This window comes from Parvularcula sp. LCG005 (assembly GCF_032930845.1).
Classification (GTDB): domain Bacteria; phylum Pseudomonadota; class Alphaproteobacteria; order Caulobacterales; family Parvularculaceae; genus Parvularcula.
Window position 1 is genome coordinate 1,006,249 of sequence record NZ_CP136758.1, and the last position, 13,279, is coordinate 1,019,527.

The window sequence follows — 13,279 nt, forward strand, 5'->3', positions numbered from 1 at the left end:
TTATCTCCACTCCACCTCAACGGACGCGCCGTTCTGGATTTGATTGTACCGGGCGACGTAATAATCCTCCGTCCGCCCCTCGGCTGTGGTGTGCGACACGGTTGCAACGGTCAGGTCGCTGACCTCAAACCCGTTGGCAAAGGCACGCGGTGAACCAAAGGCCACGGGCACAGCAATGTACGGATACCGCCCGCCGGTACAGTCATAGGTGACCGTCTTGTCGTTATCGGCACTGAACTCTGACGCCAGAGCGTTAATCTGTGTGCTGGTCAGACTGGTCTCAGCCGACGGGCCGTAATAGATGCGCTGACCAAATGACAGGGTGGCCGTATCAGTGACAGTCGTGCCGCCCGCAATACCGTTATCGATATCGGTGACCTCGACCTCGAACACAGTATCCTCTGTGTAGGGACCAGTAAACGTATGCGTCCGGTCGGTCGACGCCTTGGTGACCCAAGCCCCCGACGCAGCGCGCACGCGGATCGTATCGACCGCATTACCGCCTGAAATGGTCCAGTTGATCGTGAGCGTAGAAACAGAGGCACCGCTGGCCTGAGCCCCACCTTGGATGGTCACATTGACGGTCGGCGCGACATAGTTTGCGGCCACGTCGTCCGCGCGGCTGTCACCAAGGCCGCCGCCAATAATGCGGATCACGTCATCACTGATATCACGTTCCAGCAGCAGCGGCGTGTTGGACAGCGCTTTCAGGACATAATTGATCCCGGCGGGCAAGCTGAAGGCGACTGCGCCGGGCGTATCCCCCACGTCATCTACATTATGGACAAGGGTGATATCCACCGTATCAGGATAAAGCAGGCGCTGCGACCCCGGCTCCATCCCCACCAGGGCCTCCAGATCATCATGTCCGGTGGACGGCAGAATGCGGTATTTGCCGCGTACATCGGGCCGCGTTGAGCCCGACGTCAGGCGCGACTTGGCCACATTGGCGGACCGCTCCCAGCGCCAGACCTCGTCACTGGCATCGTACCTGAAAAACGCCTTGGTATCCCGGTCATAGACCGTGAACCCGTCCGGCATCAGGCGGTTGCGCCAGGCTTCCCCGTCCCACCAGACCAGCTCGTTCGGCGCAAAATCCTCCCAGCCATCGCCATAATCTTCCTCCGGGCGGGCGGGCAGAAGATAGGTGTCGCCAACGGCAGGGGATGATGTCGGGGCGGTCCGGGTCTGATTCTGAATGACGGCATGAGTGACTGAAAGCCGTCCGTATTCGGACACCGGCTTGATGAACGAGACGCGGTCCGACAGGTCCGTCGGCAGCGCCGCCGCATCGACCGCCACGGGCGCGGCCTTCTCGACAAAGTCAAGCACCCAAGCGCCGCTTTCCGTCCAGGCCAGCCCGTCCTTGTTGAACAGGGGACGGACGATGCCAGCATCGAAGTCGGTTTCCCCGGACTGGCCCGGGTCCCATTTCATCACCCGCGCGGCCCGATCACCGGCATTGTCAAGGCCCAACAGGCGCACCCGCCCGCCGGGCAGAATATCATGCAGGTCAGGCTTGATGTTCTGCAGGGCCTGCAGGTTCTCGACCGGCGTGTGAACCTCGCCGTAAAGCGCGGGCACAATTTTCAGCCGACCGTTGATCTTGTAGGCCGCGCGGTCAAAATCCAGCGCCATGCCAAAACAGCGATCGGGCAGCTTGGTCAGAAACTGGAACAGCGTTCCGGCGGTCTTCTGCCGCAGATTGGCTTTGCTGGACATTAGCTTATCAGCCCTTCATCTTCGATATTAAGGGGGACAGGGACGATCTTGCCGCCGCAGCAGCCACCCACTCGGCGCGTGCCCTGGTCAACGGAATCCTCGACTTCAATCAGAAGGCGGGGGGCGCAGATCGACCCCTCATCCTCGATCACATCAAACATATGGGGATCGGTGCGAAAGGCTCGGGTCATACGATCTGACCCTCGTCATAGACTTTTAGCGCCGTAGTCGGATAAATATACAGCGGCCCGTCCTCGAACAGGATCCAGGCCGTTTCATCGTACACATATTGCACGCCGGGCTCATCGGCGACGGTGATCCGCTCGATATCGTCCGGGGGCGTGAACAGCCATTGGGCGGTATCGCCGCCCTCGGGGATTGCCCATTCTGCAAACTGATAATCGGCCCCGGTCCAGTCGCCTGTTGCGCCTGCGCCCGGAATGTGCCGGTCGCCGATCTCGGGCGTTTCTGGCGGGACAGTCTCGCCAAAGGTCAGGACTTCGCCGCGATCCGCAACCGGTCGCTCCGTCGGCGGATCAAACACCCCCTCATCTTCGGACAGAAGATCGTAGGTGTCGACCGGCCATTCGTCCTCATAAAGGCCCGCCGTATGGGCCAGGCCCGCCAGACCATCGCGGACCAGCGACTGGTTGATCAGGGCGTCCAGCGGCCCGGCATCGCTGGCCAGCTGGGTCAGCATCAGCCGGTCATCGGCCAGGCACATCAGGGCATCAAGCGTGTTGATCTCGCCCAACGCCGCCAGCTCCTCGGCAAGGGGGGCCAGCGCCTCCACATCGTCCAGCTGGGCATGGATGTTCAGAAGGGGGACCAGCTGCGAGGCGAGGGCCAGGAACTGGCTCACATTGCGCGCGATCGGCTCCATGTCAGCGACGCGCAGGGGCAGGGCGACCTGCCTGCCGTCATCGCTGAACCCCATCATCCGCCCGGCGCGCAGGGCGGCGGCAGGCAGGTCCAGCGGGCGGTCATATTCCTCAGGGGGCAGTTTGACGCCCCGGTCCGCCAGCACCGCCACGTCCTGGACAATCGCCATCAGGCGGTCGACAGCGTCCTGGGCGGGCAGGGCAAGACCGCGCTTGGCATCCCGCAGATTGACCGGCTGGGTCCGGTCACTGGCCCGGCTGACAATGGCGCGGGTCCCGTCCTGATAGTCGCCGATAAATTCGATCTCAGCGCCAACGCCAGTGACGTTGCGAATGATATAATCGATCGACGGCTGCAGGTCGGTGCGCGTGCCGTCACCGGCCACATGCTCAATAATCAAATCCGTGGCCAGGGCCGCACGGTGGGGATAGTCGAAGACGGTCACGCCGTCCTCGAACGTATATTCAACCGGAACGGCGATATCGGTCAGGGCCATGAGACCGGCTTAGGGTCGCGCCCCCTATGGGGGACAAAGCCCGCGCCCCCGGCTGGGGACAGCCCCTATTCGACGGCCTCGGACGGCGGCACGATAAAGCGCTGGCCGCGCTCCCGCTCGATCCGCCGCTCGTACCGGCGCAGATAGCCGGGGCTCGCCCATTCCTGCATCTGGTACACCACCAGGTAATCCAGCGCCGCCCGCGTGTAGAAAAGATTGATCCCGGGCGTATTGCGCAACAGGAGCTGTATGGCATCCCCCGGCACGTCTGCCGGATTGGTGCGGGCCGTGGTCAGAAGCCGCGCCGCTGCATCCACCTCGCCAAAGATCGGCCCCGCCGCCGTGGCCAGCACCCCGCCGCCAAACCGGTTGTAATCAGCAAACAGGAAGTCGCCAAAGATCCCCATGCCGCCACCCTGCAGCATACTGGCCATGACGGTATCGCCGCGCACGCGGCCCTCATCATCCAGAAGGGGTCGGGGGGTCAGGCCCTTGGTGATCTGCTTGGATTGCAGGGACGCAAAGCCCAATATCGTTGACATAACGATCAGATGGGTAGCGCCCGCCATCGGGCTGACGCCGGGCGTCCCGCGAAGGGCCGGGGCGACATGGCGGGAAATGACGGTCACGGGAAAGCTCTTGAATTGCAGGAACGCCCGCAACGCCTCACCGGCCAGCGTGCCCGGCGGATAGCCCCAGCGCAGGCGGGCATTCTCGCGGGCCCGGGGCTCGGTCTGGGCCGTGGCCACCAGGTCGGTGAAATAGGCATTGATGTTCCGGCGCAGCAGGTCACGGCGGTCCCGAATGGCGCCGGGCTTGGCATCCTCTTTCAGGCCAAAGGCCGCGATGATCTCCGTGTCATCCAACTCGTCGGCAATCTGGGGCAGGATATAGGTATCATCCCCCATCTGTCGGGCATGGGCGCGCAGCGCGTCCCATTGCGCTGCGTCCAGGCCGTAACGGGACAGCTGCCCCCTTGTGGCCTTGTCCAGCTGGTCAAAGGTGCGCCCGGCGTTCTGCCCCAGATGCGCGGACAGCATGGCCCCGACACCCCGGCGGTTGCCCTCGGCCCACATCGAAAACCCGTTCAGCTTGTAGAAAAAGCTCTGCAGCCACGCCGCCTTGCCCGCCGATCCGTCGGTTGCGGCATAGCGCGACGTGATGTCGCCGATCGACTGCCGCGCGCCAACACCCAACAGGGCGGCGGCCTGCTTGGCGTCCTCGCCCTGCAGGCGCGAAATGCCGGACAGGGTGCCCTTATAGCCGTCCAGCAGGTTGACCCCGGCGCGCTGCATCGTGCTCGTTGCATTGGCCATGTCGGGCAGGGCGGACAGGACCATGCCGCCCAGCTTGGACAGCACCTGGCTCAGGCGCAGCCAGCGCCCGACCGTCGCAAACCGGATCGAATGGGCCGAATTGGCAAGACCGGTCAGCTCGTCAAATTCCGCCTGCCGCAACAGGGACGAGGCACGATTGCGCACGGACGGACTTTCCGCACCTTCCATCACGCGCCCGAGATGGGCCTGCCATGCGGCTTCCGGGGATGGACCCCAGGCGCGCATCAGCACGGTATTGTCTGCCGCGCGGGTGATATGCGCCACGGCGGCCTGCATGAAATTCCCCTGCCCATACGCCTTGTGATAGGTGTACCAGTCCTGGCTGGTCCGGAAATGCAGCTGGCGGCGCGCGCTGACCTTGCGGGCCAGTGATCCGGGCGGGCGAAACCCGTCCAGGTCATTGGCCCCGACAATGCGCTCATGCTGGCCGGTGACAATGTCCATCCACACATCGCGCAGGAAGGCGTCGGGATCATCCACCTCGCCAAAGGTGCGGGCCTCGTCCAGCAACGGGCGGATCGTGTCGCGCCATTGGACGAAGGCGGCTTCCTCGCGGGCCAGCCGCTCACCCTTGCGCAGGGCTGACCCCTGCCAGAACCCGCCCGCCACTTTCAGCCGGTCATGGCTCTGGCGAATGATATAACCCTTTTCCTTGGCAATGAATGCGCCCTGGTCGTTCTGACGGCGGCGCGTCTCATCGATCAGGTCGCCAATAATCTCCGCCGCGTCGCGGGCGCGGGCATTGCCGGTCGGGCGCTCATTGGCCCCGTTGCGGATCGCCATTTCCGTGACCACGGCGCGCTCGAACGGCTCATCGATCCGGCCCCAGAAATTGAAAAAGAACGGCTCAAGCCCGGCTTTTTTGATGCGGCTGTCCAGGTTCTGCAGCAGGTCGGTGCGCTCGGCCTGTTGCAGGGCGTCGACACTGGCCCCCGATCCATAGCCGTCCTTTTCCTCGCCCACGTTAAAGACGCGCGTGGCATCCGCCATGTCGCCGCGTCCCGACTGGACATAGTCGCGCATGAACCCCTCGCGGCGCTGCCGCGCCAGCAGGGCAAACCGCGCCATGCGTTTCTTGGCCAGCTGTTCCAGCACTTCCTCTGCCGTCAGGTCCCGGGCCGCGTCTTTCAGGCTCTGCTCTGCGGTGCGCCGTTTATTGGCCTGGGCCCGGCGGGTCAGCTGCTCGATGATCTCATCAGCTTCATCATCCGACATATCGCCGCCGACCTGGCGGACAGCATCGCGGACGGCCTTTGCGCATGGATTGGCCATGTTACACGCCCCCTCTCAGGATACAGGCCCGGGCGGCGTCATAGGCGGCGCTCAGGGCCTTTTCATCAAACCGCGATGCCCCGCCATAGCGTGCATCCACTTCGGCCTCCGCTGCCGCCACATCCTCGTCAGACAGGCGGCCCCCGGCGATCTCATCGGCAATCATGGCATCATCCTCGGCCAGGCGCGCCCGCATGGCGTCCAGCTGCTCGGTCACTTCACCCTCACCAAACCGCACCGCGCCGCCGGTTTCGGCCTCCACCTGCTCAGCGAACGAGACGGGGTCCTCTTTTGGCGGGCGCGGCGGCAGGTCGCCATAGGGTGTTTCACGTGAATCACGCCCCGGGGCAGGGCGGTCCGGTGTGACGCCCTCATCATCGATCGCGCGGCGGATCACATCGGCCACATCGACCGGCTCGCCGTCCAGCATCTGGTCCATGGCCTCGACAAAGGCCCGCTGCCGGATGATGGCGGCTTTCATCTTGATCCGCTGCGCCGCGGCCACCTCGTCATAGGGGACAATGGCCCGCTGACCGTCGGGACCTGCCGGGACCAGCTCGCGGCTTTCCTCGCGCAGCAACCGGCGGCCCGCGCCCTCGTCACCGATCCGCTCCCGAACGGAAAAATCCGCATCCAGCGGGTCCTCGATATCAATGGGGCGGTCAATAATGTCGGGCGCATCCAGCACCTCGTCAGCATAAACGCTGGCGTCGGGGCGGCGCTCCCCCTGGCGGGCGACGTCCGTGCCCGGCGGGGCGTCCGCCGAACCGTCACCGCCATCTGGGCGCGAACGGGGGCGAGACAGCGCGTCACCGACCAGGCCCGCCCCGGCGGTGAACGTCCCGCCCAACACGGTGCTGAAAAAGATATTGGCGAGGCTGTCCCCCAGATCATAGTCGCGCTGCTCACCTTGCAGCGCAGGCAACAGGAACGCCTCGGACGCCGCCGTAACAGTCGCAGCCTCCGCCGCCCCCCCGGCAAAGCGCGCCGCCGTTCTGGTCGCAATCCCGCCCTTGGCCAGGAAACCGGCGCGGGCCAGCCAGGTCTGCGGGATGAAAGTCGCGGCGATATTGACCGGGTCCGCCATAGCCCCGGTAAAGCCCGACGCCAGGCGGTCGAGATTGCCCGCGGCATCGGGGCCCACGGCGTTGCGGTAAAGGATATCCTGCCGACGCTGCTCCCGGCGCTTGATCTCTGCCAGCTCCTGGGCCGTGCTTTCATAAACCGGCGCATCGAAGGTCAGGGCCCCATCCAGGCCATATTGCTCCTGGGCCGCTGCGGCGCTCAGCACCGGCAGGTCATCCCGCGCACCCGTCTGAAAATCGGCAAACTCGCGCCATTCACGCGAATCCCGGCGCAGGCGCCGGACAGCGGTTGGCCCTATGCTTTCTTCAAAGGACTGGGCCCGCATGCTCGCTTCTGCGCGGCGCTCTGTGGGATAGATTTCATTCTCGAGAACCCGGTCCCTTCGGCGCGGCGCGGTGCGAATTTTCGGCATTATTGACGCTCCTGCCCGCGCGCAACTAGGTCCTCATAGGTCCGCTCAACCATTTGGCCGGCGCGGTCGATGATCGGATTGCCCAGAGCGTCAACCAGCACCAGGCCGGTTTCATCGCCATTGGTGACCCAGATCGCTTCTGACCGGATCAGGTCGCGATATTCCGCCCGGCGGGCCTCAGGGGTGGGGGCGGTGCCCAGGGCATCGGACAGCCCGGCGGCCCCCCCGTCCAGAAGATCCTCGCGCACCCGGTCGCTGCCGCGACGCACCCGCCCCGCATGATAGCCGCGCGGGACGCGATAGGTGTCTTCGAAGGTATAGCCCTCCATCAGGGACCGCGTCGCCTCGCGCACGGCTTCGCGTTTTTTCATGCCTTCCTGCGCGACCAGATAGGCCGCCGTGGTGGTCAGCGTGTCGATCAGGCCCGCATTGGCCGCACTGCCATCGGGGGCATAGGCCAGCGTATCGGTCAGGGGCTCCAACTCGCGGACAATGTCGCTGCGCAGATCGTTCCGGTCCATGACCGGGACCAGCTTGTTGACGTCCGCCTCCTGATCCTTCGCCCGGGCAATTCGCGTTGACAGGACGGTGTCGTCGGACGTCCATTCCAGAATGCGCGCAAACTCGGGCAATCCGGCCTCAGCCAGCTCCGCCATGACGCGCGGGCTCTCGCGCCCATAGGTCTGGGGCAGGGACGCGACCAGGTCCCGAATGGCGGCCGCCCGCTCACCCGGGGCGGCATCCAGCGCCTCATTGACCCGCGCCTGGGCCACATCAACCGGCAGCAACCGTTGTTGGTCCTCCGGCACATCGCCCGCCGTCTGGGCGGCGCGCGCATAATTGGCGTAGAGCTCGAATTGCCGGGCCGGGTCGCCCGCGTCGCCCGACAGTGCGTCCTGGAATGCCCGGAACGCCGCGCCTGCGGTCGGGTCGGTCTGCAGGTAATAGCGCGATGGATCGTCAAGCCGCTCCTTGCGCACCTGCTCGGCCCGTCGCACCGCCCCCTCGTAAATGCCCGCCCGGGCGCTGTAACCGCGTGATCCCGGGGCAGGGGCCAGCTGCGCAATCGCCTCGCCCATCTGGGACAGGCTCATCTTGTCAAAATGCGCCGTGGCGGCATGGGTCTCATCCGCCACAACCGCATTCTCATAATACCGCGCCGCGTCATCTGGTCCGAGAATGTCCTCGATCTCACGGATGTCGAGTCCCTGCAGACCAACGCCCGTGGCGGCCCGGCTCGCCAGGTCATCGGCCATCATGCCCCGCAGCGCGACGCTGCGCACCGCACGATAACGCTGGTCCTGCGCATCCTTTTCAGCTTCCCGCCTGCGGATTTCACGATCGGCGGCATTCAGCGCCTGGTCCAGCTGCGGGGCGCTGGCCCGGTCCGTGAACCGGCCCGCCTCGATTTCCCGCTTCAGTCCATACGGGTCGCGACGCACCAGGCCGTCCAGCTCGGCCCCGACAATCTTGCTGCGTTCCTCGGCAATAAACCGCGCCCGGTGCGGGCCCGGAATGTTCTCGGCCAGCTCCGCCAGGCGCTCCTCGGCCACCGGCGCCTGGGACGGGTCCACCAGCACCATGGCCCCCAACGTGCGGGCAGTGTCCTGGGTCTGGGCATAGGCGTATTGCGCCGTTCGGGCCCGCTCGACCTCCTGCGCCGCGCCGCGCACGCGCAGCGCTTCGGTGTCCATCCGCTCAAGATAGAGGTTTCTGACGCGCTCGTTCTGAATGCTGTCGGCCCGGGCCGTCCACTGGTCCCTGAACCGCCGTTCTTGCCGTTCGGCAAAGCCCGGCGCAGCGCCATCATATTCGGCACTCGCTGCGTCAAAGGCGTTCGCTTCTTCCAGCGCGCCCTCGGTCAGGGATTTCTGCAGCAGGGCATTATCTGCGCGGTCCCGGCGGATCGCGATAGCCTCGGCCACATCACGCACCCCGGCAGCAAGACCGCTTGCGTAATTCCCGCTGCCGCCGCCACTGGTCGCCGTTGTGATCAGGCTGCCCGACCGCTGCCCCCGCGCGCGCGTGCCAATCTGGGCCATCAGGCACCCCCTCTCTGGCCCGCCGCCGCAATCTGGGCCCCGGCGGACAGCAAGCTGCCCGTGCCGTCCAGCGTGCCTTTCAGCAGCGACTGACGGCCCCTTATGCGGGTTTCCCAGGCTTCGGTTTTCAGCGCGGCGGCCCGGCGGCCCGCCTCATATCGCGCCCGCTGCCCGTCCAGGGCGAAACTGGTGGCGATTGATCCCAGCGCGTCATTGACGGTCCCATCAACGGCAAAGCCCGATCCCCCGGCGGCGGCAATGGCCGCGCCCTGTTCACGGCGGCTGTCCTGGGCAATCAATTCCGCATCCAGCGCGCCCAATTTGCGGGATTCAGCGGCATCACTCAGAAGACGCGCCGACTGGCGGTCCGCAAACCGCTTGTTACTGACCCCCTGGGAGAACGATCCGACGGCGGAAACAACCGACGCGGCAACGGCAAGGGCGGTGCTCATGGCAGATACTCCATCAGGATTTCCGTGTGCGGACCGGCCCGGCGGCGCGCTTCGGCATAGGGGGCGAACCCCAGAAAGGTCAGGAACCGCTGGCCTGCCGGAAAGTCGGCGAGGCACGAGGCTTCGATACGGGTCAGGGACCAGTCACGGACCGCCTCCGCCAGCTGCTCACGGATGGCCGTCACCACCATGCGGGTCGCGCGCGGGTCCGGCTCGGCGAACATCGCCCAGGCTTCCGCCAGATGGGCGCGCTGCAGGAAAAGCCCGGCGCTGGCAATGGGACGGCCATTCCGGCACAGCGTCCGGGCGCGGACCATGTCGGGGGAGGGGGCGCGATCAAGAAGGCCGTGATGGATTGTCAGGTCGCTGAACACCTGCAATTCAGCGCGCGGACGAACCGCGCGCCAGTCACCCGCCCAGTAGGGGCGCAAGGAAAGATCAGTCTTCATTGGTTTCAAGACCTACCTTCATGCCCAGCACCGTGGCGGCAAATGGCTGGTTGTGAATGATCTCAATAGCCATCCCCAGCTTGGACCGGCCCGATTGCGGGGTAAAGCGGTAACTGCCCGTCTGGGGTGTCGGGGCCTGTCCTGTCACTTCGTCCGTATGGTAAGGAACGATCGTCACCGCCGGGCGGGCCGTCTGCCGCTCCTCATTATCGATCCGCAGGCATCCGCCGACCATGTCCCGGTACTGAATGAAGACTTCCGTGACATTGACCGATTCCCCGCGCGACGTGCCGATCGGGGTCGGCACCACCAGCGGCATGGACTTCATGACCGCGCCATAGCTGTCACCAGCCACCACCTTGGCGGCGGGATATTCAAGTGTGAATGATCCGGCCACGGCACTTATGTCGCCGCAGTCCACCCCATCCACAAGACAGCGCAACGGGCCATCGCCCCGGCCTGGCACGGTGAAGTCGGTGCGCGGCAGGACCCAGCGATGGGTCGGGCCCATGGCGGGCACGTCGTCACTCAGCTGAACGCTGGCCGTGTCGCCATCAATATCGATAATCGTCGCGCGATAGACGCGCAGGCTTTTTGGCGCGACGGAATTGGCCACCTCGTCCCGCCACCAGATTTCATCGTTTGTTGTTGCGCCGACCAGCCATCCTGCGGGGCCGGTCAGGTCGACGGTGTCTCCCATTTCACCGGCGGCAGGGGTCAGCAGCTTGGCCTTGTCCCGGTTCCACAGATCGATAATGGCCGCGCCGTCCACATAGACCTGGTCCTCGGGAAACTCACTCGCGCGCCGCCAGGGGCGATGCAGGCGATAGAACCGGCGCTGACTGCCCCGGCGCACCACGGCGACCAGATCGTCGAACTTGTCCGCGCCTGGAATGGCCGCAATGGCCTCGACGAACACATCACCGCCCATGGACCGGCGCGCAAACGCAACGATGTTTTCCTGCCGGTCATAGGTCAGGACGTACAGGCTCCCGTCGTCCCGCCTGATCCACACCTGCTTGTTAGGGCGGGACAGGACGGCCAGCTGGGCAATACTCACATCCCCCACCTGTTCAGCCCGGATCATCAGGTCGCGCGGATCGCGCTCCGCCTCCTGCATCACATGCTCGAAAATACGGGTCTGGTCGGGAGAGACGTACAGAATGGCGTCTTGTAGCACGGCGGGCGGGACGTCCGCAGAGCCTTCCGTGGTCACGGTGCGGGCCACGATACCGCCGGGGTTGGGCGTGATGGGCTCGTCAATGGTGGGGCCCGAAATACGCTTCACCACCTGTTCAGTGCCCGCATAAAGCCGCTCATGGCTCACCAGCCACAGGATCGGGTTGACCTCACCATCGGCCAGGGTGCGGCGCACGCCATCGTCATCGGCAACGACGCCAAACCCGGTGGACGGACGAAAACTCGCGCTGTCCGGCCCATAATCAGCCACCCGGGACAGGGCAATGCCGTCGGGCTCGGCAGCGCTGCCCGCCAGGATCACCCGCTCATCATGGATCGTCCCGACCGATGGAAAGCCTTGACGCCCTGAAAACATCCCCTCGCGCCAATAGGTCGTGGGCGACGTGGATGGCAGGGCCCGCTGGACAACACCCGTGGCGAGGCGCGGGTTGGCGACCGACGTGATGCGCACGGACCCGGCGCCATCATGCAGGAAGGTCCAGGAGACGCTGCCGTCGGATATTGTGCCTTCCGTGTGCAGCGGCTGGTTGGACCCGGTCGTGCCGCCATTGACAGCCCTGTAGACCTTGCCATCGCTGACCCGCTGCTCATTGATCGCGACGCCTTCGGCCTTCGCCTGCCAGGCGTCGCCAGAGAAATACTCCTCCGGCGTGCCAATCTGGAACAGCCCACCCACATGGCCAGGATCAAACACATCGTCGCTCGCGGTGATCGTGACGCTGGCCCCCAGCGCAATGCCGGACGCCGCCAGCGTCACGCCGTCATTGCGGTAATCCAGCCAGGGCCCGTCTTCGATCGCCCATTCCACCAGTCGCCAGTCATCTTCGGCATAGCGCTGCAGCGCCTGCAGGGGATATTTATAGGTCGTGCTCGACATGAAAACGACGTCAGCGGACTGCCAATAGCGCACGGCATCCAGGTCCGCCTCCACAAACGGGGCGTCCAGCGCCATGATCTCGACCAGGGACACCGAATCCCGCACGACGATTTTCAGGTCGGTCAGCTCGATCCAGTAGGTTTCCCGGCGGTTGAAACGGAACGGGATCAGGCGGGATTTTTTGCCATTGGCGAATGTCGCGCCCAGATCCACAAAACCCGGGCATTTCTCCGCGCCTGCCGTTAGTTTTGGCAGCCATCCATCAAGGATTTGCGCCCCTTCAAAATAGGGCTGGATATCCTCGCGGATGATCAGGTCCGGCGACAGCTCACCCGCCCGCAGGGAGGATTGCAGAATGGCCTGTTTGCCCATCAGTCGCCACCGATCAGGGGCTGACGATGATCCGCGCCCGCCATGACTTCCAGCACCCTGGACCGCCGGGCCCGGCGCGCTGACGTCTGGGAGACTTCGGCCATGAAGGCGCGGCGCTCTTCATCCTCATAGATCGCATACATCTTGTCCCGCTCCCGGGCCCCGGCCCCTTTGAAGCGGGCATACCGGAACGCGAGGCGGGCAGAGATGGCGGAACGCAGCAGCGGCGCGCCAATCAGCGCCTGGGGGTCCACGCGATCGACATATTCAAGAATGATGACGCCGCCCCGGTCCGCCACCTCCACAAACTGGCCCATTCGGGCAAAATGCACATGCTCATCACTGTCCCGGCGGCACACACGGATGATCCGCAGGCAGCTTTCCGGGATGCGATACCAGGACACCCCCATGATTTCAGCACCATCGGGCTGGTCCGACGCATTGGCGGTTAGGGCCAGGCGGGTCGTGGCGGAGGGCCAGGCCCGGGCGGCCAGCACCTCGTCATAGGCATCATCGAACAGGCGCGCCAGGTCGCGCGCAAAGCTATCCCCCGACACGTCACCGGGGCCGGGCAGCGTGTCAACCAGCTCGGTCGTGATCAGCGCCAGCGCATTATTGACGATCGTTTCCTTGCTGGACCGATCATCAGCACCGAGATTGCCGGGGGATTGCGTCATGGT

The 13,279-nt window shown here is 65.1% G+C and carries 10 protein-coding genes; all 10 read right to left on the reverse strand.

All coding sequences use genetic code 11. From position 1 onward, the window contains the following. The 10 genes from RUI03_RS04665 to RUI03_RS04710 all read right to left on the reverse strand — a co-directional run bounded on the left by RUI03_RS04665 (window position 1) and on the right by RUI03_RS04710 (window position 13,276). Window positions 1-1,722, reverse strand: coding sequence for a DUF2793 domain-containing protein (locus tag RUI03_RS04665; RefSeq protein WP_317289124.1), 1,722 nt, complete (start codon window positions 1,720-1,722; stop codon window positions 1-3). Next, on the reverse strand, window positions 1,722-1,913 hold the full coding sequence (locus tag RUI03_RS04670; protein WP_317289125.1) for a hypothetical protein: 192 nt from the start codon (window positions 1,911-1,913) through the stop codon (window positions 1,722-1,724). The genes RUI03_RS04665 and RUI03_RS04670 overlap by 1 nt, the downstream gene beginning before the upstream one ends. Further along, on the reverse strand, window positions 1,910-3,100 hold the full coding sequence (locus RUI03_RS04675; protein WP_317289126.1) for a DUF2793 domain-containing protein: 1,191 nt from the start codon (window positions 3,098-3,100) through the stop codon (window positions 1,910-1,912). Before RUI03_RS04675 ends, RUI03_RS04670 begins: the two co-directional genes overlap by 4 nt. A 65-nt stretch (window positions 3,101-3,165) precedes the next feature. Further along, a complete protein-coding gene (locus RUI03_RS04680) occupies window positions 3,166-5,709 on the reverse strand; it encodes a hypothetical protein (protein ID WP_317289127.1) in 2,544 nt (847 codons plus the stop codon). Window position 5,710: 1 nt separating this feature from the next. Then, complete coding sequence (locus RUI03_RS04685) at window positions 5,711-7,207, reverse strand: hypothetical protein (RefSeq protein WP_317289128.1); 1,497 nt, start codon at window positions 7,205-7,207, stop codon at window positions 5,711-5,713. Then, window positions 7,207-9,249, reverse strand: a complete 2,043-nt coding sequence (locus RUI03_RS04690) for a hypothetical protein (protein ID WP_317289129.1) — start codon at window positions 9,247-9,249, stop codon at window positions 7,207-7,209. The genes RUI03_RS04685 and RUI03_RS04690 overlap by 1 nt, the downstream gene beginning before the upstream one ends. Beyond that, window positions 9,249-9,701: a hypothetical protein gene (locus tag RUI03_RS04695; RefSeq protein ID WP_317289130.1), complete on the reverse strand. Its 453-nt coding sequence runs from the start codon at window positions 9,699-9,701 to the stop codon at window positions 9,249-9,251. The genes RUI03_RS04690 and RUI03_RS04695 overlap by 1 nt, the downstream gene beginning before the upstream one ends. Continuing rightward, the gene (locus tag RUI03_RS04700) at window positions 9,698-10,150 is read right to left on the reverse strand and encodes a hypothetical protein (RefSeq protein WP_317289131.1); all 453 of its coding nucleotides are present in this window, start codon (window positions 10,148-10,150) and stop codon (window positions 9,698-9,700) included. Before RUI03_RS04700 ends, RUI03_RS04695 begins: the two co-directional genes overlap by 4 nt. Further along, window positions 10,140-12,599 (reverse strand): hypothetical protein, encoded by a 2,460-nt coding sequence (locus RUI03_RS04705; RefSeq protein ID WP_317289132.1) that lies wholly within the window; start codon window positions 12,597-12,599, stop codon window positions 10,140-10,142. Before RUI03_RS04705 ends, RUI03_RS04700 begins: the two co-directional genes overlap by 11 nt. Then, window positions 12,599-13,276, reverse strand: a complete 678-nt coding sequence (locus RUI03_RS04710; protein ID WP_317289133.1) for a hypothetical protein — start codon at window positions 13,274-13,276, stop codon at window positions 12,599-12,601. Before RUI03_RS04710 ends, RUI03_RS04705 begins: the two co-directional genes overlap by 1 nt. Window positions 13,277-13,279: the final 3 nt, after the last annotated feature.

Bases quoted from the DNA above. Each gene is read 5' to 3' on its own strand.
- RUI03_RS04665 (WP_317289124.1), bottom strand. From the start codon at position 1,722: ATGTCCAGCAAAGCCAATCTGCGGCAGAAGACCGCCGGAACGCTGTTC.
- RUI03_RS04670 (WP_317289125.1), bottom strand. From the start codon at position 1,913: ATGACCCGAGCCTTTCGCACCGATCCCCATATGTTTGATGTGATCGAG.
- RUI03_RS04675 (WP_317289126.1), bottom strand. From the start codon at position 3,100: ATGGCCCTGACCGATATCGCCGTTCCGGTTGAATATACGTTCGAGGAC.
- RUI03_RS04680 (WP_317289127.1), bottom strand. From the start codon at position 5,709: ATGGCCAATCCATGCGCAAAGGCCGTCCGCGATGCTGTCCGCCAGGTC.
- RUI03_RS04685 (WP_317289128.1), bottom strand. From the start codon at position 7,207: ATGCCGAAAATTCGCACCGCGCCGCGCCGAAGGGACCGGGTTCTCGAG.
- RUI03_RS04690 (WP_317289129.1), bottom strand. From the start codon at position 9,249: ATGGCCCAGATTGGCACGCGCGCGCGGGGGCAGCGGTCGGGCAGCCTG.
- RUI03_RS04695 (WP_317289130.1), bottom strand. From the start codon at position 9,701: ATGAGCACCGCCCTTGCCGTTGCCGCGTCGGTTGTTTCCGCCGTCGGA.
- RUI03_RS04700 (WP_317289131.1), bottom strand. From the start codon at position 10,150: ATGAAGACTGATCTTTCCTTGCGCCCCTACTGGGCGGGTGACTGGCGC.
- RUI03_RS04705 (WP_317289132.1), bottom strand. From the start codon at position 12,599: ATGGGCAAACAGGCCATTCTGCAATCCTCCCTGCGGGCGGGTGAGCTG.
- RUI03_RS04710 (WP_317289133.1), bottom strand. From the start codon at position 13,276: ATGACGCAATCCCCCGGCAATCTCGGTGCTGATGATCGGTCCAGCAAG.